20 protein-coding genes are annotated in these 22167 nt (G+C 55.9%); 5 read left to right on the forward strand and 15 right to left on the reverse strand.

Annotated elements, in window-relative coordinates:
• Window positions 1-46: 46 nt before the first annotated feature.
• Window positions 47-415 (forward strand): nuclear transport factor 2 family protein, encoded by a 369-nt coding sequence (locus HBA55_RS09600; protein WP_166989877.1) that lies wholly within the window; start codon window positions 47-49, stop codon window positions 413-415.
• A gap of 108 nt (window positions 416-523) precedes the next feature.
• Here HBA55_RS09600 and rnhB read toward each other — a convergent pair whose 3' ends face one another.
• The 15 genes from rnhB to rpsB all read right to left on the reverse strand — a co-directional run bounded on the left by rnhB (window position 524) and on the right by rpsB (window position 15683).
• Window positions 524-1129 carry a ribonuclease HII gene (rnhB, locus tag HBA55_RS09605; RefSeq protein ID WP_166989879.1) on the reverse strand — a complete coding sequence of 202 codons (606 nt, stop codon included), beginning with the start codon at window positions 1127-1129 and terminating at the stop codon, window positions 524-526.
• Window positions 1129-2268: a lipid-A-disaccharide synthase gene (gene lpxB / locus HBA55_RS09610; RefSeq protein ID WP_166989881.1), complete on the reverse strand. Its 1140-nt coding sequence runs from the start codon at window positions 2266-2268 to the stop codon at window positions 1129-1131. Before lpxB ends, rnhB begins: the two co-directional genes overlap by 1 nt.
• Complete coding sequence (gene lpxA / locus HBA55_RS09615; RefSeq protein ID WP_166989883.1) at window positions 2268-3038, reverse strand: acyl-ACP--UDP-N-acetylglucosamine O-acyltransferase; 771 nt, start codon at window positions 3036-3038, stop codon at window positions 2268-2270. The genes lpxB and lpxA overlap by 1 nt, the downstream gene beginning before the upstream one ends.
• A 26-nt stretch (window positions 3039-3064) precedes the next feature.
• The gene (gene fabZ / locus HBA55_RS09620) at window positions 3065-3502 is read right to left on the reverse strand and encodes a 3-hydroxyacyl-ACP dehydratase FabZ (RefSeq protein ID WP_166989885.1); all 438 of its coding nucleotides are present in this window, start codon (window positions 3500-3502) and stop codon (window positions 3065-3067) included.
• An 83-nt stretch (window positions 3503-3585) separates the two neighbouring features.
• Window positions 3586-4641: a UDP-3-O-(3-hydroxymyristoyl)glucosamine N-acyltransferase gene (gene lpxD / locus HBA55_RS09625; protein ID WP_166989887.1), complete on the reverse strand. Its 1056-nt coding sequence runs from the start codon at window positions 4639-4641 to the stop codon at window positions 3586-3588.
• A 101-nt stretch (window positions 4642-4742) separates the two neighbouring features.
• Window positions 4743-5246, reverse strand: coding sequence for an OmpH/Skp family outer membrane protein (locus HBA55_RS09630; protein ID WP_166989889.1), 504 nt, complete (start codon window positions 5244-5246; stop codon window positions 4743-4745).
• A 119-nt stretch (window positions 5247-5365) separates the two neighbouring features.
• Complete coding sequence (gene bamA, locus HBA55_RS09635; protein WP_166989891.1) at window positions 5366-7939, reverse strand: outer membrane protein assembly factor BamA; 2574 nt, start codon at window positions 7937-7939, stop codon at window positions 5366-5368.
• Window positions 7940-8067: 128 nt separating this feature from the next.
• Complete coding sequence (gene rseP / locus HBA55_RS09640) at window positions 8068-9423, reverse strand: RIP metalloprotease RseP (RefSeq protein WP_166989893.1); 1356 nt, start codon at window positions 9421-9423, stop codon at window positions 8068-8070.
• 123 nt (window positions 9424-9546) lie between these two features.
• Entirely contained in the window at window positions 9547-10722 is a 1176-nt protein-coding gene (gene ispC, locus HBA55_RS09645) for a 1-deoxy-D-xylulose-5-phosphate reductoisomerase (protein WP_166989895.1), read from the reverse strand.
• 34 nt (window positions 10723-10756) lie between these two features.
• Window positions 10757-11605 carry a phosphatidate cytidylyltransferase gene (locus tag HBA55_RS09650; protein ID WP_166989897.1) on the reverse strand — a complete coding sequence of 283 codons (849 nt, stop codon included), beginning with the start codon at window positions 11603-11605 and terminating at the stop codon, window positions 10757-10759.
• Window positions 11580-12290, reverse strand: coding sequence for a polyprenyl diphosphate synthase (uppS, locus tag HBA55_RS09655; protein ID WP_206019721.1), 711 nt, complete (start codon window positions 12288-12290; stop codon window positions 11580-11582). The genes HBA55_RS09650 and uppS overlap by 26 nt, the downstream gene beginning before the upstream one ends.
• A gap of 195 nt (window positions 12291-12485) precedes the next feature.
• Window positions 12486-13043, reverse strand: coding sequence for a ribosome recycling factor (frr, locus tag HBA55_RS09660; protein WP_166989902.1), 558 nt, complete (start codon window positions 13041-13043; stop codon window positions 12486-12488).
• Window positions 13040-13795: a UMP kinase gene (pyrH, locus tag HBA55_RS09665; protein WP_166989904.1), complete on the reverse strand. Its 756-nt coding sequence runs from the start codon at window positions 13793-13795 to the stop codon at window positions 13040-13042. Before pyrH ends, frr begins: the two co-directional genes overlap by 4 nt.
• A gap of 160 nt (window positions 13796-13955) precedes the next feature.
• Window positions 13956-14825, reverse strand: coding sequence for a translation elongation factor Ts (gene tsf / locus HBA55_RS09670; protein WP_166989906.1), 870 nt, complete (start codon window positions 14823-14825; stop codon window positions 13956-13958).
• A gap of 111 nt (window positions 14826-14936) precedes the next feature.
• Window positions 14937-15683: a 30S ribosomal protein S2 gene (gene rpsB, locus HBA55_RS09675; protein WP_166989908.1), complete on the reverse strand. Its 747-nt coding sequence runs from the start codon at window positions 15681-15683 to the stop codon at window positions 14937-14939.
• Between the two features lie 356 nt (window positions 15684-16039).
• On the opposite strand from rpsB, the gene map reads away from it, so the two are divergent.
• The 4 genes from map (at window position 16040) to nth (ending at window position 21634) form a co-directional block, all read left to right on the forward strand.
• A complete protein-coding gene (gene map / locus HBA55_RS09680; RefSeq protein ID WP_166989910.1) occupies window positions 16040-16810 on the forward strand; it encodes a type I methionyl aminopeptidase in 771 nt (256 codons plus the stop codon).
• Window positions 16811-16936: 126 nt separating this feature from the next.
• Window positions 16937-19630 (forward strand): [protein-PII] uridylyltransferase, encoded by a 2694-nt coding sequence (locus HBA55_RS09685; protein ID WP_166989912.1) that lies wholly within the window; start codon window positions 16937-16939, stop codon window positions 19628-19630.
• Between the two features lie 48 nt (window positions 19631-19678).
• Window positions 19679-20875 (forward strand): succinyldiaminopimelate transaminase, encoded by a 1197-nt coding sequence (gene dapC / locus HBA55_RS09690; RefSeq protein ID WP_166989914.1) that lies wholly within the window; start codon window positions 19679-19681, stop codon window positions 20873-20875.
• A gap of 105 nt (window positions 20876-20980) precedes the next feature.
• Entirely contained in the window at window positions 20981-21634 is a 654-nt protein-coding gene (gene nth / locus HBA55_RS09695; protein WP_206019722.1) for an endonuclease III, read from the forward strand.
• Window positions 21635-22167: the final 533 nt, after the last annotated feature.

Raw genomic sequence — 22167 nt, forward strand, 5'->3', positions numbered from 1 at the left:
ACTTAAATACCGACCGCCAGTCTACCTTTTCCGAGAGGAGAACAAAATGAGCGATTTCCCCGAATCCCTGGTCCACTACCTGGCCGCCTGGAACGAATTGGATACCTCCAAAGTCCGAGAACACCTCGATCGTTCCTGCTCGCCCGACGTCCTGTTTATCGACCCCGCCAACACCACCCGAAATATCGATGAACTCGAAGCCATGATTATCAAAGGTCGTGTTGATAGACCCACCGCCAGCTACCATCGAGTCTCCGGCGTTGACGGACACAATCTCCGCTACCGTTATCTGTGGGAAGTGCGAATAGGTGGCGATCCTCTGTTGCCGGGTATGGACGTGACTACCGTCAACGAGGAAGGAAAGATCTTGCAGATCGACGGCTTCTTTGGGCCGTTTCCGGAGTTGGAAGCCTGACAAACTGGAAAACAAGGCCCCCGACCGCCGTAGTGGCACGAAACAGGAAAGCGGGTTGACCCCGAATCGTCATCTAGATCACCCTTGAGATTCAAGTCTAGAAGATGATCAGAACAAATCCATCTGAGAAAGCTTATTGTGAACGGGCCCAAACGATTTGCGATGAATGGGGGTCACCCCGAGCTTATCAATCGCCGCCAAATGCTCCTTGGTGGGGTAGCCCTTATGCCCCGCTAATCCGTAGCCAGGATACTCAGCATCCAGTGCGATCAGCTCCCGGTCACGGGTCACCTTCGCCAAAATCGAGGCCGCGCTGATCGCCGTCACCCGACTATCCCCTTTAACCACCGACTCAGATGGATACGACCAGGCAGGAATCTTATTACCATCCACCCACACGTGCTCCGGCGTCACATCCAACCCATCCACCGCGCGGGTCATTGCCAGCAGACTCGCCTGCAAAATGTTAATCCGGTCGATTTCCTCAACGGTTGCACGGGAAATACAGTAACTGTGCGCCTTCTCCAAAATCTCATCAAACAGCGCATCACGCTTCTTTTCTGTGAGTTTCTTCGAATCATCCAGCCCCGCAATCGGCTGCTCCGGATCCAGAATAACTGCGGCGGCCACCACGTCACCGGCCAGAGGACCACGCCCCACCTCATCAACACCAGCGCCTAACGCACCCTGGTAAACACTGACAAAAGGCTCCATTAATGCTCCCCCTTACCAATCAACTGCAGCACCGCTGCCGCGGCTTTCTCACTGGCATCACAACGCAACTGCCCATGCAAATCCAAAAACGTCTGCTGTAACTGAGCAGCATGAGTGCGGTCATCAAAATAGCGCATCAACTCCCCTCCCAAACGTTCCGGAGTCACCTGCTTCTGCAAAACCTCCGGCACCAGCTCTCGATCCGCCAACAGATTTGGCAGGGAAAAAAATCGACTTTTTACCAGACGGGAAATAATAAAAAATGACAACCAGGCCAACTTATACGCCACCACCATTGGCCGCTTCAACAACATCGCTTCCAGCGTCGTCGTGCCCGATGCCATCAACACCGCATCCGATGCCGCCATCACCTCGTGCGACTGGCCATCAAAAATGGTGAGCGGCAACGAACCCACTTCAGACAACTGCGATTCAATCTGTGCGCGACGCTGCGCATTGGCCGCAGGCACCAAAAATTGCCAGTCGGGGCGCTGCTGCAAACACCAATGGGCGGTCGCCCAAAACTCCGGCCCCATCAGCTTAACCTCGCCACCACGGCTGCCCGGCATCAAGGCAATATAGGTGGTATTCTCTTCCAACCCCAGGGCCTGACGTGCTGCGGCCCGATCCGGCTGCAAAGGAATATCATCCGCCAGCGGATGCCCCACAAAACACACCGGCACCTGATGTTGCTCATAAAAGCTCGCTTCAAACGGCAACAGGGTCAGCATCAGATCCACTGAGCGGGCAATTTTTATGATGCGCTTCTGCCGCCATGCCCACACCGACGGGCTGACGTAATGCACCGTGGGAATACCCCGGGCCTTCAGCCGCTCTTCAATGGTGAGATTAAAATCCGGGGAATCGATACCAACAAACACATCCGGCGGGTTATCGCTAAAGTGTTCAATGAGGGTACGGCGCATGCGCAACAGCTCAGGCAACCGCTTGAGAGGCTCCACCAACCCCATAACGGCCAGACGCTCTTGCGGAAAAAAACTGTTAAACCCCCGGGCCAGCATGCGCTCACCGCCAATACCTTCAAAGGTGGCGTCAGGGTATTTGCGTAGAATGGCAGCCATCAGGCCAGCGCCGAGAATATCTCCCGACGCCTCGCCCACCACAATGCCAATGCGCATTAACGCACGATGCCGCGACTGGAGCTTTGCAGGGAGTCGATCATCAGCTCCAGCGGCTCACAGGTTGTGGCCAGCTGCTGCAGTTCTTTGATGGCCTCTTCGACGGTCAGACCGCGACGATAAACCAGCTTAAAGGCTTTGTTGATCGTAGAAATCTCTTCTTTGGAAAAGCCCCGACGACGCAGTCCTTCCGAGTTAATACTCTTGGCCGCGGCAGGATTACCGTTCACCATCACAAAGGAAGGTACATCCTTACCGATAGCACTGCCCATACCGGTAAAACAGTGTTCGCCAATAGTGCAGAACTGGTGCACCAGCGTATAGCCGCCCAGTATGGCCCAGTCGCCAATGTGCACATGACCCGCCAAGGCCGCATTATTAATCAGGATACAGTGGTTGCCGATGACGCTGTCATGACCAACGTGGGCGTAAGCCATTATCAGGTTATCGTTACCGATGGTGGTTTCGCTGCGATCCTGGACCGTGCCGCGATGGATGGTCACACCCTCGCGGATCACATTGTTATCGCCCATCACCAGACGAGTATCCTCGCCCTTGTACTTCAGATCGGGGGTATCCTCACCCACCGAAGCAAATTGATAGATGTGGTTATTGCGACCAATTTTGGTTGGCCCTTTGATAATCACATGGGATTCGACTCGGGTGCCCTCACCCAGCTCTACCCCCGGACCGATGATGGACCAGGGGCCCACCTCTACGTTTTCGCCCAATTTGGCCGATGGATCAATGATTGCTCTGGGATCGATCAATGCAGTCGTCCTTATATTGGTTGTTCTCAGACTTCACGATCGGCACACATAATTGTGGCCGACGCCGCCAGGGCACCATCCACTGTGGCCTTGCATTCAAATTTCCAAATGCCTCGTTTCTCTGAAACAACCCGGGCTTCCAGCTCGAGCTTATCACCGGGAACCACCTGGCGCTTAAAGCGCACCTTGTCGGCGCCGGCAAACAGGTAAATCGACCCGTCAGCAGGTTTCTTGCCGACCGTTTTAAAGCCCAGAATACCCGCTGCCTGAGCCATAGCCTCGACGATCATCACGCCGGGAAAGATCGGCGCCTGGGGAAAATGCCCGTTAAACACTTCTTCGTTGATCGACACATTCTTGTAAGCGCGGATCAGTTCACCCTCGACCAACTCCTCGACTCGATCTATCAGCAGAAACGGGTACCGGTGGGGCAGGTATTCACGAATTTCTTGTACATCCATCATCAGTTCAATCCCAGTAAGGTTACGGGTTACCACAGGCTTTACCACCCGGCCCGTCAATCAGCCCTTTATTTTGTTGTAATCGGTTATTCAGAGTCGTCGGATGGAAGATCTGGCGAGGCCAGGTTTTTCTCCACCGCGGCGAGCCGTACGGCAATCTGGTCGAGCTGGCTAAAACGCACGGCATTGCGGCGCCAGCTTTTCGTGGGTGCCGCGACTGTGCCGGACGAATAGGATCCGGGCGTGCTGATAGATTTGTTCACCAGTGTCATCACACTGATGTGCACGCCATCGCAGATATCCAGATGCCCAATAATGGAAACCGCACCGGCAATGGTGCAGTTTCGACCAATTGTGGTGCTGCCTGCAATGCCAGTACAGCCAGCAATTGCGGTATTTTCGCCAATCTTAACGTTGTGGGCAATTTGTACCTGATTATCGATGATGACGCCATCACCAATGCAGGTATCATCCAGCGCACCTCGATCAACCGTGGTACAGGCGCCGATCTCTACCCGGTCACCAATCACCACCCCGCCAATCTGGTGAATCTTTGTCCAGCCCTCTGTGCCGGGAGCAAACCCAAAGCCATCGGCGCCAATCACGCTACCGCTGTGAATTCGAACACTCTTGCCCAACACCACACCGTGGTAAACAGTGACATTGGCATGCAGATGACTGCCTGCGCCAATACAGGTATCAGCGCCTATCACACAGCCTGCTTCAATCACCACATCGTCGCCGATGTCGACACCTGCAGCAATGCTGGCATTGGCGCCCACGGAAACCCCTTTACCAAGATTGGCAGATTCGTCTACCGACGCACTCGGATGAATACCAGCGGCTGCAGCCGGAGCCCGATCAAACAACTTGCTGATCCGGGCATAGCCGAGATAAGGGTTATCCAACAGCAGTTTGTTACCGTTGTATTCTGATGCCAGTTCCGGCTTCAGAATCACCGCCAAGGCATCCGTTGTACGCAATTGCTTTTGATAGGCAGGATTGGACAGAAAAGTGAGTTCAGAACCAGTGGCCTGTTGCAGGGTGCTCAGCCCCGTCACTTCGGCGCTTGGATCACCTTCGAGGCTTGCCCCCAGAAATTCCGCCAGCGCCTTTAGGGTCCACACTCGAGTCTGGGTCATGGTTCCGTATCTTGAATGGTCTTAAGGCGTGATATGAAAAAGGCATGAAGCCCACCTACGCGGGATCATGCCTGTCGACATCGGTTTTTGCAAACGCCGGCTTACTTGGCCTTGTTGAGCTTGTCGGTCACTTTGCCGGTAATATCATAGGAAGCATTAGCGAAGTGAGCTACGCTGGCGTCCAGAACCAGGCCAATGTCTTCGGAGGTCACCAGCTCGTTCAGCACCTCTTGAGCCTTGCGGCCTTGCTCCTGCATGATGCGTTTTACCACCGCATTGCGTTCGGCCTTGAGTTTCTCTGCCGCCAGTTTCAGATCAGCGCTCTTGTACTCAACCTTTTTGCGGTGATCCGCTTTTTGCTCAACAGACCAGGTCATACCATTGGTTTTTGCATCTTTGTCCAGGTTGACCAGATCGGCACGCAGGCTTTCGAACTTGGCTTTCATGGCAGCAAAGTCAGCATCGGCATCCAAAGCCTGAAGGCTCTTTTTGGCCGCTTCCGTCTGAATAATAGCGGCCTGCAGGTTAACGATAACCACTTTACCCTGCGCGCTGGCCGCAACAGAGAACACCATGGCAACCAGGGCCAGAGACAATTTTTTCATAATACCCACGTTATAACTCCACTTATTATGGCTTGGTATTGATGTTAAGGGTGCAATACTGAACCGCAGCTTAACTTGTCGATAAGCGCGCCGCGGCGGTATTGTGCATCAAAACCGGGTTAAAAGGCTGTTCCCAGAGAGAACTGGAAGAACTCTGTATCATCATCCTCATTTTCCTTCAGTGGCTTGGCGATACTGAAGGTCAAAGGTCCGAATCCGGTAATCCAGGTGACACCGATACCGGCGGAAACACTCAGTTTGTTCAAATCAACGTCAAAACAGTTGAGCTGCTTTTCACCACACTGAGTGTCGAATACGTTACCCGCGTCGATAAAGAAGGCCGACTGCAGGGAGCGCTGGTCTTTAATAAACGGCATCGGGAACAGAATTTCGGCGCTACCTTCGATCAGGATATTGCCGCCGAAGGGGTCGTCATCGTCGTCAATGACGCTGGTGCGAAGTTTGCCGTCGCTACCGATCAGGTAGGCAAAGTCATCAAACTGGCTAATGCCGTTGTCGGTGACCACATCCTGGATGGAATAGTTTTCAGCGGGGGTTGCCCTGGGGCCTAAAGTATTGCGTTTGAAACCGCGCACGGAGCCAAAACCACCGGCATAGAAGTGCTCAAAGAATGGCAGTTCGGTAGTATCGCCGTACGAATCCGCATAGCCCAGTTTGGTACGCAGACGTAGCGTTAATGCATTAGTCAGTGGACGGAAGTATTGTCCGGTGTAGGTCAGCTTATAGTATTCCAGATCCCCACCTGGAAGACTCAGCTCCAGGGACAGTGACTGAGAGGCACCACGCGTTGCCAGACGGCCACGGTTCAACGTGGACTGACGCCAGCTGGCATTAACGGTCATGATGTCAAAATCGTCTCCGTTGGCATCAATCCAGCCATCAGGACTGTCTACGATGTAGCTCTCATTCGGATCAAACGCCGAGCGAATACCGCTCAAGTCACAGCCTCCGCCATCAGCGTCAGTCACACACTCGGTGTCGAAGGTGGCTCCATCCACTACCCAATCGATATTATCGATTGGACGAGGCGACCCAATAATCTCCTGCACCGCCCGACTACCGGTCTCAATAGAAATATTGGTGTAACCAATACCAAAATTCAGACGCTCAATTTCCGAAATCGGGTAACCAAAGTTCACCGAGCCACCAAACGAATCCGTGGTATAGCTAGATACGTTCACCTCTTCAAAGTCCCGCTCACGGAAGAACACGTTAAAACCACGGCTCACACCATCGGGGGTAAAGTAGGGATCGGTATAGTTAAAACTGTAAACAGTCTGATACGTCGAGGTACTGACATTAAAGCCCACTCGTTTACCGGTACCAAACCAGTTGTTCTGCTGAATATTGGCACCCAGTACCAGACCGGAGCCCTGGGCAAAACCGAGGCTGGCACCGATACTGCCGGAAGGTTGCTCTTCCACGGTGTATTCCACATCCACCTGATCAGAAGTACCGGGCACCTCTTTGGTATCAGCGACGACTTCTTTAAAGAATCCGAGACGCTCAAGACGTACCTTGGAAGCCTCAATACGGGCCGTGGAGGCGGAGCCACCTTCCATCTGGCGCATCTCACGGCGCAGCACTTCATCGGCGGTTTTGGTATTGCCCCGGAACTCGATGCGGCGAACATAGGCACGCTTGCCCGGGTCCATAAAGAAGGTCACCTTCACGGTGTTGTCTTCTTCATTCAGTTCGGGAATGCCGCGAACCTCTGCAAAAGTGTAACCCTCGTTGCCCAGGCGGCGGGTGATGTAATCGGAGGTGGTGGTCATCAGCACCTGAGAGAAGGTCTGGCCTTCTTTCATCAGGAACAAACGCTTGATCTGCTCTTCGGGTACCACCGGCTCACCGGCCAGATCCACTTCACTTACCTTAAAGATCTCACCCTCGGTGATGTTGACGGTGATGTATACCGCCTCTTTGTCCGGGGTCAGGGACACCTGGGTGGAATCAATGCTGAACTTCAGGTAACCGCGATCCAGGTAGTGGCTTTCCAGGCGCTCCAGGTCGCCTGTGAGTTTTTCTCTGGAATAGCGGTCGTTGCTGTTGAGCCAGGACAACCAGCCGGTGGTTTTCAGCTCAAACAACTCACCCAGCTCTGCGTCGTCGAAAACTTTGTTGCCTACCACATTGATGTGTTTGATGGAGGCCACGGAGCCTTCATCCACATTGATCTCCAGTTTGACCTGGTTACGGGGCAGAGTAACAACATCGGCTTCCACCGAAGCACTGTAACGGCCCTGGGCCACGTATTGGCGCTCCAGTTCCTGGGTCAAACCTTCCAGAGTGGCCTGCTTAAAGATCTGCCCTTCTGCCAGACCGTTCTCAACCAGGCCCTTCATCAGGTCTTCGGTCTTGATGGCTTTGTTGCCCTCGATCACGATCTCGCTGATCGCCGGGCGCTCCAATACGGAAATCACCAGCACGTTGCCGTCACGGCCGATCTGGATGTCGGCAAAGTAGCCGGTTCGGAACAGCGAACGGGTCGCCTCCCGCAGGGCCACATCATCAACGGTCTCACCGATCTGTACCGGCAATGCCGCAAACACTGTTCCGGCGGAGACCCGCTGCAGCCCCTCCAGACGAATGTCGTTGACGCGGAAGTCCTGGGCGTAAACGCAGACAGGGAAAACAATCAAACTGAGAATTAGAAGGCGCAGACGCATCATAAATTGAATTCTGATTTTATTTTTACGACAAATTGCTGACGGGCCACTGCCCGCCAGATCAAACACATACACTGAGGTAGCCGGAATCTGGCTAATACTAGAAGTCAGTTCCTTTTCGTCAGTTCCTGTTACAGGCGCATAATATCGTTGTATAACGCCAGTATCATCAATCCCATCACCATTACCAGGCCAACTTGGTAACCCGCCACCTGCACTTTTTCGGATACCGGACTGCCCTTAATCACCTCTATCAGGTAATAGAACAGATGTCCCCCGTCCAGCACCGGAATCGGCAGCAGGTTAAACACCCCCAGACTGATGCTCATCAACGCCAGAAAGCCCACATAATAGGCGATTCCGGCTTTTGCGGAAGCGCCCGCCACTTTAGCAATGGTGATGGGTCCGCTCAAGTTTTTCGTGGATATTTCCCCAAGAATCAGCTTCTTAAGTGACAAGAGCACAAAGGCGGAGGTTTCCCAGGTCTTGTCGACCGCCTTGTTGAAGGCGCCAACCAGGGTGTATTCCTGCTTTCGTAACATATGTTCAGGCCAAGTAGGCCTGACCGGCATCACACCAATCTGGCCGACGCTCTCACCGGAGTCAGTGGTAATTGTTTTCGGGGTAAGCTTTGTGGTCAGAATTTCGCCATCGCGCTCATATTCCATCACCATGGTCTTGCCGGGGCGCACCTTGACGTAGTCAACCAGACCGTACCAATCCCCAAATTCGACCCCGTCAGCTCCAAGCAGAGTGTCACCCGCCTTGAGACCGGCTGCCTCTGCGGGGCTGCCTTCCATTACCTGGGATAAGGTGGCCGTCACCTTGGGGCGCCAGAGCGTCAGCCCCAGCCCTTCAACAGGATCGGGCTCCTCTTCGCCCTTGAGCCAGTCCTGCAAATTGGCCTCGGATTCATACTCCAGGCTGGAGTCAGAGTAGCGCGCGGTAAAAGAGATCACACCGGTTTCACCCAGGCGCTTCATCAGTTGGCGGTTGAGGTCCTGCCAGGTGGCGATGCGCTTGCCGTCCACCGCGATGATTTCCTGCCCGGCCTCAAGCCCGGCCTCTGCCGCCACGGAGTCGGGCTTTACGGCGTCAATCACGGGCGCCACATCCGTGGTACCCGGCAGCAACATGGCCCAGAACAGCAACACCGCCAGAATAAAGTTGGCAACCGGGCCCGCCGCTACAATGGCAATGCGCTGCCACACGCTCTTGCGGTTAAAAGCCTGCTCCCGCAGCTCGTCGGGCACCTGCCCTTCGCGCTCGTCCAGCATCTTTACGTAGCCGCCAAGAGGGATGCCGGCCACCACATATTCGGTGCCGGAACGGTCACGCCAGGAATACAGCGGCTTGCCAAAACCCACGGAAAAGCGCAGCACTTTGACGCCACAGCGACGGGCTACATAGAAGTGGCCGAATTCGTGGAAGGTGACCAACACACCCAGTGCCACCAGGAACCACAAAACGGTAAAAATGCTGTCCACGTTGAAACAACCTCTCGCTACACCAAACTGCCAGTCTAGCCCGGCCCGTGCGGCAGGGAAAGGAGTTTCCCTGCGCTCTTATTGTCAAAAACAGTTGTCAGAAACTATCGCCAGAAGCTATCGTCAAAAACGCGCCAGACGCTCCCGCGCCAGATCCCTCGCTTCCTGATCGGCGTCTTTGACCACATCGAGGCTGATGGGTTCACGGGCAGAGGCGTTTTCCAGCACCTGTTCGATCACCTTGGGAATAGCGGTAAAGGGAATTTGCTCGTCCAGGAATGCCGCCACCGCCACTTCATTGGCGGCATTGAGTACCGCCGGAGACGCGCCGGCGCCCTGAATCGCCTCGCGGGCCAATCGCAGACACGGGAAGCGCTGTTCGCAGGGAGCCTCGAAATCCAGGCGCGAGGTGGCGATAAAGTCCAGACTAGCCACCCCGGATTCTATGCGCTCCGGCCAGGCCAGCGCGTGGGCAATCGGTGTACGCATGTCCGGATTGCCCATCTGGGCCAGCACCGAACCATCGGCGTATTCCACCATGGAATGAATCACGCTCTGGGGATGGACCACCACCTCAATTTGCTCAGGCCTGGCATCAAACAGCCAACAGGCCTCGATGTATTCCAGCCCTTTATTCATCATGGTGGCTGAGTCCACGGAAATCTTGCGGCCCATGGACCAATTGGGGTGGGCGCAGGCCTGATCGGGCGTCACGGCATCCAGGCTGTCCAGCGCCGCCTGGCGAAACGGGCCGCCGGAGCCGGTCAGCAGTATCCGCCGGATACCGGAGGCTTCGATACCCCGGTAGCTCGATGGCATACACTGGAAGATCGCGTTGTGTTCACTGTCAATGGGCAGCAGGGTGGCGCCATTGTCCGCCACCGCCTGCATAAACAAGTCTCCGGCCATAACCAGTGATTCCTTGTTCGCCAGCAACACCTTCTTGCCCGCCTTCACCCCTGCCAGAGTGGGTTCCAGACCGGCGGCGCCTACGATGGCCGCCATCAGAATATCCACTTCCGCAGCCCCGGAGACTTCGACCAACCCGGATTCGCCCGCCAGTACGTGGGTGTCACTCCCCTGCTGACGCAGTCTTCGTTCCAGCTGAGAGGCGGCATCTTCGTCCCGCATAACCGCAAAACGGGGCTTAACCTCCAGACACTGCTGCAACAGCTTGTCCACCTGGGAGTTGGCCGTCAGGGCATGCACCTGATAGCGATCCGGGTGGCGGGCCACCACATCTAAAGTACTGACACCAATAGAACCGGTGGAGCCAAGTACGGTAAGGGTCTGAATCATGATGTGAATCCGGAGCGTTTATGGAGTCAGTTGACTAGAACTTCCAGCCGCTGAGCAGTACAGCGAGTGCGAAAAAGGGAGCGGCGGCGGTGATGCTGTCAACTCGATCAAGCACGCCACCGTGACCAGGCAGAAGCTGGCTGCTGTCTTTGATGCCCCGCTGGCGCTTGACCATGCTCTCCAGCAAGTCGCCCAGCACAGACGCCAGGGCCGCCGGTGCAATTAACAGGAGCGTAATCCAGCCACCGCCAAAGCCGTAACCGACAATCAGCGCCAATAACAGGCAACTGGCAAAACCACCCCAGAAACCCTCCCAGGATTTACCGGGGCTGACATCCGGCGCCAGCTTGTGGCGACCAAAGGCCTTGCCACTGAAGTACGCCCCAATGTCTGCCGCAGCAACAATCAATACCACCAGCAGAATCAGCCATTCACCGTAATTTTGTGCCCTCAGGTAAACCATGGCGAGCCAGGCCGGCACCAATACCAGGAAGCCCATCAGGGCCTTGAGCAGCAGGTGGCCCCACAACACCGAGCTGGCGGGATACCCCTGCACCCACAGCAGCGCTACGGCCCACCAGGTACAGCCCGCCAACAGTATGGTGCGGGTATTGTCCTGGTGCAGCTGACCGGTTTCTATGAATCCGGTCAGGCCGGCACTGGCGGCCACAGCAAGGGCCATGATTCCAGCGTACAACAAGCGCTGCCACTGGGCCGTGAACCCCGCCAGATTGGCCCACTCCCAACTGGCAATGACCACCACCAGGGCAATGGCGAGGGCAAAACCCTGGGCGCTGAGGGAAAACAGGGCCCCCAGCAGCAGCGCCGCCAGTACAATCGCTGTAATAATCCGTTGTTTAAGCACCCTGTTCCCCCAAGGCATTGGCCTGCTCCACCTGCTCAGAGGTTTTGCCGAAACGGCGCTGGCGGCAGTGGAAATCCTCCACCGCCCGATCCAAGGCAGCGGCGTTAAAGTCCGGCCAGTAGTCTTCACAGAAATAGAGTTCGGTATAGGCGGCCTGCCACAACAGGAAATTGCTGATGCGGTGGTCACCGCCGGTACGAATCAGGAGATCAGGCGCGGGCAGATCACCCAGGCAGATATGCTGCTGAATCAACGCCTCGTCAACCGCGTCCGGCCCTATTTGCCCACTGGCAACCTTCTCGGCAACCCGTCTGGCGGCATTGGCCATATCCCATTGACCGCCGTAGTCGGCGGCTATCACCAGGGTAGTATCGCCTTCTGCAGCCAGGGCTTCGGCTTCATCAATGGCCCGGCAGATCTTGTCGCTAAAGCGGTCTCGCCGGCCGATCACCCGCAGGCGCACGCCGTTTTGATTCAGCTTTTTGGCTTCGCGTTTAAGATAGGTCAGGAACAGAGTCATCAGGGCTTCGACTTCCCTGGGGGGGCGCTGCCAATTCTCAGAACTGAAGGCGAACAGGGTAAGTACTTCCACCCCGTGGCGCTGGCAGGCCTCCATCACCTCACGGATGGCCTCCACACCGGCCTTATGGCCCAGGTGGCCCGGTTTTTTCCGCTGTTTGGCCCAGCGATTATTCCCATCCATGATGATGGCGATGTGGCGTAAACCTTGACCACTCACGAGTTGTCTCCTGCCCCCGGGCTATTGAAATAATTATCGGACAAAGGGCTCACATCCTACCCTGCAGGCGAGATTTATCAAGACTCGGCGAAAACACAGCCGGAAGAGAGCGGAAGAGCCCGGCCGCCGCTGGTCAGAGAGGCGACCGGGGCGACAGAATCAGATCTCCATCAGATCCTTTTCTTTGGTGGCCAGGGCGGCGTCGACCTGGGCCACAAACTTGTCGGTGATCTTCTGGATATCACCCTGGGCGCGACGATCGTCGTCTTCACTGATCTCTTTTTCCTTCAGCAGCTCTTTGACGTCTGACAGCACATCGCGGCGCACATTGCGGATGGAAACACGCGCGTTCTCAGCTTCTGCCCTGGCCTGCTTGATGTAACCTTTACGGGTTTCTTCGGTCAGAGGTGGCATGGGAATACGCATCAGATCACCGGTGGTCACCGGGTTCAGCCCCAGATCAGACTTCATGATGGCCTTTTCGATTTCCGGGGTCATTTGCTTTTCCCAGGGGCTCACAGACAGGGTACGTGCGTCCAGTACAGAGACGTTGGCAACCTGAGTCAGGGGCGTGTCGGCACCGTAGTAATTCACGGTGACGTTGGCCAGGATGCTGGGGTGCGCACGACCGGTGCGAATCTTGGCGAAATTGTTGCCCAGAGCTTCGATGGCCTTGGCCATGCGCTCTTCGGCGTCGGCTTTGATATCTTCTATCATGCTTGCGAATCCTCTACGGTTTCTTCTTCTATAAGGGTGCCTTCATCTTCACCCTTGAGTATGTTCAGCAGCGCGCCGGTTTTATCCATACGGAACACGCGCACCGGCATATCGTGCTCACGGCACAGGCAGATGGCCGTCAGGTCCATCACGCCCAATTTCTTGTCCAAAACCTCATCATAGGTCAGACGCTCGTAGCGGGTGGCGCTCGGATCCTTCATCGGATCAGCCGTATAGACACCGTCCACCTTGGTCGCCTTAAGGACGATATCGGACTCGACCTCAATGCCTCTCAGGCAGGCCGCCGAATCTGTGGTAAAAAAAGGGTTACCGGTACCGGCGGCAAAAATAACCACTTCGCCTTGCTCCAGAAAGCGAATGGCCTTGCGGCGGTCATAGTGATCGACAATGCCGCTCATGGGAATCGAGGACATCACGCGGGAAGAAATATTGCTGCGCTCCAGAGCATCACGCATGGCCAGGGCGTTCATGACCGTTGCCAGCATACCCATGTGGTCGCCGGTCACACGGTCCAGGCCGGCAGCATTGAGAGCAGCACCTCGAAACAGATTACCACCACCGATGACCAAACCCACCTGTACGCCAATACCAACCAACTGGCCGATTTCCAGCGCCATTTTATCCAGCACCTTGGGGTCAATCCCAAAGCCCTCGGAGCCCATCAGCTCCTCGCCACTGAGTTTCAGCAAAATACGCTTGTATTTCTTGTCCCGGCTGGGGGTTGACGGCATCGGTTTCTCCTAGAATGGCGGGTGTTGGGCAAATTTGGTGAAGTGTAACAGTAAAAAGGCGGAGGTCGCGACCCCCGCCTTTCCTTGATCCACCCCGTCAGAACAAGGCTGACGCAGTTTGATCAGTTTCTCAGCAACGTCTGCTTGCAGACGCCGAAGCTTACTTGTTGGCAGCTTCAACCTGAGCGGCAACTTCAGCAGCGAAGTCAGCCTCTTCAACCTCGATACCTTCGCCCACTTCGAAGCGAACGAAGTTGCTGATGGTAGCGTCGGCGTTCTTGGCCAGCTTACCAACAGTGACGTCCGGATCTTTAACGAAAGGCTGCTCGGTCAGGCTGTTTTCCTTCAGGAACTTGTTGATACGACCAACCATCATCTTCTCAACAATGTTCTCAGGCTTGCCTTCCATATCCGGCTGCGCCTTGATGATTTCCTTCTCTTTGTTCAGCTCTTCCTCAGGCATGTCGTCTGGATTGATCACGCGAGGGTTAACCGCGGCAACGTGCATAGCAACGTCTTTGGCCACTTCAGTGGTACCACCATCCAGCTGAGCCAGAACAGCGATGCGGTTGTTGGAGTGAACATAAGCACCCAGAACACCGCCTTCCAGAACTTCGATACGACGAACGCCGATGTTCTCACCAATCTTCTGAACCAGAGCCTGGCGGGTATCTTCCAGACCAGCGGCCATCAGAGCTTCAACGTCACCGTTCTTGGCTTCGAACGCCTTCTCAACCACGGTGTTCACAAAGCCCAGGAAGTTTTCGTCGCGAGCGGCGAAGTCAGTCTCGGAGTTAACCTCAACCAGCACGGCGTAGGAGCTGTCGTCAGCAACCTTAACGGCCACAACACCCTCAGCGGCAGTACGGCCGGCTTTCTTCTCCGCCTTAAGGCCAGAGGCCTTACGCAGGTTCTCGATGGCAACGTTGATGTCACCGTCAGCTTCTTTCAGTGCTTTTTTGCACTCCATCATGCCGAGGCCGGTGCGCTCGCGCAGTTCTTTAACCATAGAAGCAGAAACAGCTGCCATGACAATATCCTCTTAAATTCTGTATAGACAGTTTAAATTCAAAAAAGGGGCCAGGGCCCCTTTCTTCTTGCCCGGCCAGACTATGACCGGACAATATGACAAAAATGCAACTTACTTGGCTGCAGCTTCGTCTTCGCTTACTTCTACAAACTCGTCAGCCTTGGGAGCCGCCTGAGAGTTGGCAGCACCTTCCAGGCAAGCATCGGCCACAGCAGTGACGTACAGCTTAACGGCGCGGATGGCGTCGTCGTTGCCAGGAATCACGTAGTCGATGCCGTCGGGGTTGCTGTTGGTATCCACGATACCGATCACAGGGATACCCAGCTTGTTGGCTTCCTGAATGGCGATGCGCTCGTGCTCAACGTCGATAACGAACAGAGCGTCAGGCAGACCGCCCATGTCCTTGATACCACCGATGGACAGCTCCAGCTTGTCCTTCATGCGGGTACGCATCAGGGCTTCTTTTTTGGTCAGCTTGTCAAAAGTACCATCGGTCTCTTGAGTTTCCAGGTCGCGGTAGCGACGGATGGAAGCGCGGATGGTCTTGTAGTTGGTGAGCATACCGCCCAACCAGCGGTGGCTGACGAAAGGCTGGCCAGCACGTTCGGCCTGCTCTTTGATGATCTTGGAAGCGGCGCGCTTGGTACCAACGAACAGAACCTTCTTCTTCTGGGAGGCCATCTGCTGGATGATCTGCAGAGCTTCGTTGAAGGCAGGAACAGTGTGCTCCAGGTTGATGATATGAATCTTGTTGCGGGCACCGAAAATGTACTGGTCCATTTTAGGGTTCCAGTAACGGGTCTGGTGGCCAAAGTGGACACCGGCTTGCAGCATATCGCGCATGCTTACGTTTGGCATAGGATAGTTTCCTTGGGTTAGGCCTCCATATACCCCATCTATCAACCCGGCAGGAACCATAGCTTTTAAGTAAGCCGCGAGTTCCTTTGGGCACCCAGACAGACGTGCCGGTATATGTGTGACTATTTCAATAAATTAAGTTTGGTTTCCCCGATCTGAGGCCCACACAGGGGACGACCTACAAATCAGGGCGCGCTTTATACCATGATAGCAAAGCTGTGTCGAGTTCCATGTAGTTCTATGGAACAATAAACGCTTGGTTTACAATAGGCGGCTTTAACCAGCCCGGTCGCGTAATGCAAGGTAAAAAATGGAACCCTGGCGACCACCAACAAGGACAACTTACGTCGAATCCTATGAAAGTCAGCATCAAAACCCCTGAGCAGATCGAAAAAATGCGTGTCGCCGGCCAAATGGCGGCAGAAGTCCTGGATCTGATCGGGGAATATGTGGTCCCCGGCGTCACCACCGCCGAACTGGACCGAATCTGCCACGAGCACATCGTCAACGTACAAAAGGCGATTCCCTCCTGCCTGAACTACAAGGGCTTCCCCAAGTCCATCTGTACCTCGGTCAATCAGGTGGTCTGTCACGGCATCCCCTCGGAAAAGAAAGTGCTCAAGAGCGGTGATATCGTCAATATCGACGTCACCGTCACCAACGATGGCTGGTTTGGGGATACCAGCAAGATGTACACCGTCGGCAAGGCGGCCCCTCACGCCGAGCGCCTGATCAAGATCACCCAGGAATGCCTGTACAAAGCCATCGAGATTGTCCGCCCGGGCACCCGTCTTGGTGATATCGGTCACATCATCCAGCAGCACGCCGAAGGCAACTACTACTCGGTGGTACGGGAGTACTGCGGCCACGGCATTGGTGATGTCTTCCACGAAGACCCTCAGGTGGTTCACTACGGCAAGCCCAATACCGGCATGGAGCTCAAGGAGGGCATGACCTTTACGATCGAGCCTATGATTAACGCCGGCAAGGCAGGCACCAAGCTGCTCAAAGACGGCTGGACGGTAGAAACCCGTGACAAGCGCCTGTCTGCCCAATGGGAACACACCCTGGCCGTGACCGCTGATGGTGTGGACGTTCTCACCAAGCGCCCCGATGAGCCTTTCTAAGTACAGCCCCATTGACCAGATTGCGCTCCTCCAGCAAACGGGGAGCGCGTCCAGACTTCGAGCAGCAGGCTCCGAACAGCAACCGCCCAACCCCGTCCGGCCCCCTTTGGTGATAAAGACCTCAGTATGAACATCCCCTATTTTGAGCGCCCTCTGTTCTTCTTTGACCAATCGCGCTTTCGCCGCAGCCTCGGCCAAGCCGACGGCAAACTGATCCCCATCTTTAAAGATGCGCTCAACGCCGCCAACGTGCAGTTCGACACCCGATTCGCCGAAGGGGAGGAGATCCGCAGTCTGATCTATGAGCGGGCCCTGTTTATCGACTGCATCCTCCACTACGCCTGGCACCAGTTTGAGTGGAGCGATAAGGTCTGCCTGATTGCGGTGGGTGGCTACGGGCGCGGCGAACTCCACCCGCGCTCGGATATCGACCTGTTGTTGTTGATGCAAGAAGAAGTGGCGTCAGATCTGGAAAGCGCTCAAAGCCTGCTGATGCTGCTGTGGGATATTGGCCTCGACATCGGCCACAGTGTGCGCACCATCGACCAGTGCGTCGACATCGCCCGGGAAGACATCACCGTGGCGACCAACGTCATGGAATGCCGCACCGTGGTGGGCAATAAACAGCTCTGTCTGCAACTGCAGCAACTGACCCAGCCGGATAACCTGTGGCCCGCGGACCAGTTCTTTAAAGCCAAGTACGACGAACAGGACGCACGCCACCACAAGCATAACAACACCGAATACAACCTTGAGCCCAACATCAAAAACGCGCCGGGCGGCCTGCGCGACATTCAAACCATCGGCTGGGTGGCCAAACGCTATTACGGCGTGCGCACACTGCGCCAACTGGCGGGCAAAGACTTTTTTACAGAAGAAGAGTTTGCCCTACTGTTATCGGGCGAGGAATTTCTCTGGAAAGTACGGTACGGTCTGCACAAATTAGCCGGGCGAGCCGAAGAACGACTGCTGTTCGACTTCCAACGCCAGTTAGCTGCCGAATTCGGTTACAAAGACACCGACAGCAGCCTGGCTGTTGAGCAGTTTATGCATAAGTACTACCGGGTCGTGCTATCTCTGCGTGAGCTGAACGACGTACTGCTGCATTTTCTGGACGAAGCCGTACTTAACCGCAACGGCAACGCCACGATCACACCGCTGAACGAGCGCTTCCAGCTGCGTGACAACTATATTGAAGTCACCCATCCGGACGTCTTTCTCGAAGATCCCTCGGCGCTGCTGGAAATCTTTGTACTGATGGGGCACGACCACAAGATTGTTGGTGTCAGACCGGAAACCATCCGCCTGTTGCGCGAACACCGCAACCTGATCGACGACAACTTTCGCAACGACTCACGCAACACCGCTCTGTTTCTCGAACTGCTCAAGAGCGACAACACCCTGGTCACCCAGCTGCGGCGTATGAAGCGCTACAACATCCTCGGCCGCTACCTGCCGGAATTCGGCCAGATCATCGGCCAGATGCAGCACGACCTGTTTCATATTTACACGGTGGATGCCCATACCCTCTGGGTGGTGAAAAACATGCGCCTTTTGCGCTTGCCCGAGGCCAAAGAAAAATTCTCGGTCGCCCACGAAATCATCAATCAGCTCAACAAACCGGAACTGCTCTACATCGCTGGCCTCTACCACGACATCGCCAAGGGTCGCGGTGGCGACCACTCTGAGCTGGGCGCCGTGGATGCCTACGACTTCTGCATTCGTCACGGTCTGAAAAAACACGAAGCCAATATGGTCAGCTGGCTGGTCAAAAACCACCTGCTGATGTCCCAGGTCTCGCAAAAACGTGACCTGTCAGACCCGGACGTGATCCACGAATTCGCCGTCGCCATGGGCGACCAGCCGCACCTGGATTACCTCTACGTGCTGACCGTAGCGGACATCAACGCCACCAACCCCACCCTGTGGACCACCTGGCGCGCCAGCCTCATGCGCCAGCTCTACAACGAAACCAAACGCGCCCTGCGCCGCGGTCTGGAAAACCCGGTGGACCGCCACGACCTGATCGAAGAAACCCAGGAAGCCGCCATGCAACTACTGCTGGAAAAAGGCTTTGAAAAGGCGTCGGTACAGAAACTGTGGGGTTACCTGGGTGACGACTACTTCCTGCGCGAAAGCGCGAGAGACATCACCTGGCAGAGCGAAGCCATCATCCAGCACCACAGCCAGGATGACCTGATTCTGGTGCGTGAGACCACCAGCCGCCGCAACGAAGGCGCCACTGAAATCTTTATTCGCACCAAAGACCGCAGCAACGTCTTTGCCGCCGTCGCCTCCGCTCTGGATCACCTGCGGCTGTCCATTCAAGATGCGCGTATCTACAACACCGAACGAGGCGGTTACACCATCGACACCTTCTACGTACTCGATGAAGACAACCTGCCCATCGGTAACGACCCGCAAAAAGTAGAACGCATCAAAAAGGCGCTGGCCGAAGAACTGGCCCTGGTGGACGACTACCGCGACATCATCAGCCGCCGCACGCCACGGGTACTCAAGAACTTTGCCATTCCCACCCGTACCAGTCTCAGCAACGACATCCACGGCAACACCACCGTGCTGGAAGTCATAAGCCCCGACCGTCCCGGACTGCTGGCATTGATCGCGCGCATCTTTCTGCAGTTCAACCTGCAGATCGACAACGCCAAGATCGCCACACTGGGTGAGCGGGTGGAGGACATCTTCTACATTACCAACGAAGACGGCCACCCCCTCAGCGACCCGGAGCTGTGTGAACAACTGCAGCAGGAACTTTGCCGCGAGCTGGATCGCCAAGTAGAAGACCTGGGGCAGGCTTAAGCCAACCATTGAAAAACCAAGACAAATTCTATTGACCAGGAAGCCATTATGAACCCGGATCTGGATCGACTGCAGCCATACCCGTTCGAAAAACTCAACGCCCTAAAGGCTCAGGTACAGGCGCCCACCGAGCTGGAGCACATCGCCCTGTCTATCGGCGAACCGCGTCATGAGCCACCGGCCTTTGTTCTGCAAACAGTCGCTGACAACCTCCATCGCGTGGCCAACTACCCCACCACCAAAGGTATGCCCGAGCTGCGCCAGACCATCGCCGATTGGACCACACGCCGCTTTAAACTCAACGAAGGCAGTCTCGATAGCGAGCGCAACGTTCTGCCTGTCAACGGCACCCGCGAAGCCCTGTTTGCCTTTGCACAGGCAGTCGTTGATCGCACAAAGAACCCGCTGGTGATCAGCCCCAACCCCTTCTACCAGATCTACGAAGGCGCTGCATTTCTGGCCGGAGCCGAACCCCACTTCCTGAACTGCACCCGTGACAACAACTATATCCCCGACTTCGACGCCGTACCGGCTGACGTCTGGCAACGCTGTCAACTGCTGTTTCTGTGCTCACCGGGCAATCCCACCGGCTCCGTGATCGACACCGCCACCTTGAAAAAACTCATCGCCCTGGCCGACGAGCATGACTTCGTGATCGCCAGCGACGAATGCTACTCCGAACTCTACTTTGACGAAGACAACCCTCCTGTGGGACTGCTGCAGGCCTGCGCCGAACTGGGCCGCGACGACTACCGCCGCTGCGTTGTGTTCCACTCCCTGTCCAAGCGCTCCAACCTGCCAGGGCTGCGCTCCGGCTTTGTCGCTGGTGATGGCGACATCCTCAGCCGCTTCCTGCTGTACCGTACCTACCACGGCTGCTCCATGCCGGTCACCACCCAGCTGGCCTCCATCGCCGCCTGGAACGACGAAGCCCATGTCAAAGCCAACCGCGACGCATACCGCACCAAATTCGACGCGGTACTGGCAGAACTCGATGGCCTGATCGACGTACAACGCCCCGACGCCAGCTTCTACCTCTGGCCCAAAACCGCCATCAGCGACCTCGACTTCGCCCAACGCCTGTTTGCCGAACAACACATTACCGTACTGCCCGGCCGCTACATCGGCCGCGAAGCAGAAGGCATCAACCCGGGAGAAAACCACGTTCGTATGGCACTGGTCGCCACCGTGGACGAATGCGTGGAAGCGGCACAGCGACTGCGGCACTTCCTGCAAAAGGGTTAAAACGACTGGGTTGAAAGTAGAACACGGCTCACATGTTGGATTACGATGCTCCGCATCTAATCCAACCTACGTTTTGGGGAATAACGCACCATGACCGCAAAAAACATGCTCAAGGCCGAGCGGGTCGAATACGTCCACCGACGACTGCAACAACTCTACCCCGAGCCTCCCATTCCGCTCGACCACAAAGATCCCTACACCTTGCTGGTTGCCGTGCTGCTGTCTGCCCAATGCACCGACGAACGGGTTAACCAAGTCACCCCAAGCCTGTGGCAACTGGCGGACAACCCCTTCGACATGGCGGAACAAAGCGTCGAAGACATCAAAGCCATCATCCGCCCCTGCGGCCTGTCGCCACAAAAATCCAAGGCCATCTCTGTACTCTCCAAAATGCTGGTAGAACAACACAACGGCGAAGTCCCCGCCGACATGGAAGCCCTGGAAAAACTGCCCGGCGTCGGCCACAAAACCGCCGGCGTGGTCATGGCCCAGGCCTTTGGTCAGCCCGCCTTCCCGGTAGACACCCACATCCACCGCCTGGCCCAACGCTGGGGCCTGACCAACGGCAAAAACGTCCAACAAACCGAAAAAGACCTCAAACGCCTGTTCCCCGCAGAAAGCTGGAACAAACTGCACCTGCAGATCATTTTCTACGGCCGGGAATACTGCACCGCCAGAGGCTGCGACGGCACAGTCTGCGAGATTTGCACAACCTGCTATCCCGCCAGAAAACACCCCAAGAAAGTGCACAAACCATAGGCCGGAACCTCCACCAAACTTCCAAATTAAAGTTCAGTGAGACCCACTCGGCCCACCACAGACTATAGGGTTGCCAGGTGTTCGTTGTAGCACCCAGCCCTCAGGCCCCTGGAACAAAACTCCCTAGATCTGACCCCTACGCTGGTTTTCTAGCTACCTATCCAATTAAAGTTCAGTGAGACCCACTCGGCATACCACAGACTAAGGGGTGGCCGGGTGTTCGTTTGAGGAGCATTTAAGCGGCCGCTGAAGGAGCCAGGGAGACAAGCGCTTTTTGCTTGGCTCCCTGGGGACTGAAGGCAGCCTGGAGGGCCGGCCGCGCGCTCCTCAAACGGACACCCGGCCGCCCGTTGAGGCACCCAAGCCTGAAGCCCCGGGAACAAAACTCCCGAGATCTGACCCCTACCCTGCGTGGTACCCAACCCTCCATTCCCAGGAACAACACTCATAAGCCCAAGCTGGTACCTAGAATCAACCTCCCCATACTCCACGCCACCCAAGAATTTTGATATCCTCTGCGACCTCCAAAAAAC

Source organism: Pseudomaricurvus alkylphenolicus (assembly GCF_011683955.1).
GTDB lineage: Bacteria > Pseudomonadota > Gammaproteobacteria > Pseudomonadales > Cellvibrionaceae > Pseudomaricurvus > Pseudomaricurvus alkylphenolicus.

Bases quoted from the DNA above. Each gene is read 5' to 3' on its own strand.
- HBA55_RS09600 (WP_166989877.1), top strand. From the start codon at position 47: ATGAGCGATTTCCCCGAATCCCTGGTCCACTACCTGGCCGCCTGGAAC.
- rnhB (WP_166989879.1), bottom strand. From the start codon at position 1,129: ATGGAGCCTTTTGTCAGTGTTTACCAGGGTGCGTTAGGCGCTGGTGTT.
- lpxB (WP_166989881.1), bottom strand. From the start codon at position 2,268: ATGCGCATTGGCATTGTGGTGGGCGAGGCGTCGGGAGATATTCTCGGC.
- fabZ (WP_166989885.1), bottom strand. From the start codon at position 3,502: ATGATGGATGTACAAGAAATTCGTGAATACCTGCCCCACCGGTACCCG.
- lpxD (WP_166989887.1), bottom strand. From the start codon at position 4,641: ATGACCCAGACTCGAGTGTGGACCCTAAAGGCGCTGGCGGAATTTCTG.
- HBA55_RS09630 (WP_166989889.1), bottom strand. From the start codon at position 5,246: ATGAAAAAATTGTCTCTGGCCCTGGTTGCCATGGTGTTCTCTGTTGCG.
- bamA (WP_166989891.1), bottom strand. From the start codon at position 7,939: ATGATGCGTCTGCGCCTTCTAATTCTCAGTTTGATTGTTTTCCCTGTC.
- ispC (WP_166989895.1), bottom strand. From the start codon at position 10,722: ATGATTCAGACCCTTACCGTACTTGGCTCCACCGGTTCTATTGGTGTC.
- HBA55_RS09650 (WP_166989897.1), bottom strand. From the start codon at position 11,605: ATGCCTTGGGGGAACAGGGTGCTTAAACAACGGATTATTACAGCGATT.
- uppS (WP_206019721.1), bottom strand. From the start codon at position 12,290: ATGGATGGGAATAATCGCTGGGCCAAACAGCGGAAAAAACCGGGCCAC.
- frr (WP_166989902.1), bottom strand. From the start codon at position 13,043: ATGATAGAAGATATCAAAGCCGACGCCGAAGAGCGCATGGCCAAGGCC.
- pyrH (WP_166989904.1), bottom strand. From the start codon at position 13,795: ATGCCGTCAACCCCCAGCCGGGACAAGAAATACAAGCGTATTTTGCTG.
- tsf (WP_166989906.1), bottom strand. From the start codon at position 14,825: ATGGCAGCTGTTTCTGCTTCTATGGTTAAAGAACTGCGCGAGCGCACC.
- rpsB (WP_166989908.1), bottom strand. From the start codon at position 15,683: ATGCCAAACGTAAGCATGCGCGATATGCTGCAAGCCGGTGTCCACTTT.
- map (WP_166989910.1), top strand. From the start codon at position 16,040: ATGAAAGTCAGCATCAAAACCCCTGAGCAGATCGAAAAAATGCGTGTC.
- HBA55_RS09685 (WP_166989912.1), top strand. From the start codon at position 16,937: ATGAACATCCCCTATTTTGAGCGCCCTCTGTTCTTCTTTGACCAATCG.
- dapC (WP_166989914.1), top strand. From the start codon at position 19,679: ATGAACCCGGATCTGGATCGACTGCAGCCATACCCGTTCGAAAAACTC.
- nth (WP_206019722.1), top strand. From the start codon at position 20,981: ATGCTCAAGGCCGAGCGGGTCGAATACGTCCACCGACGACTGCAACAA.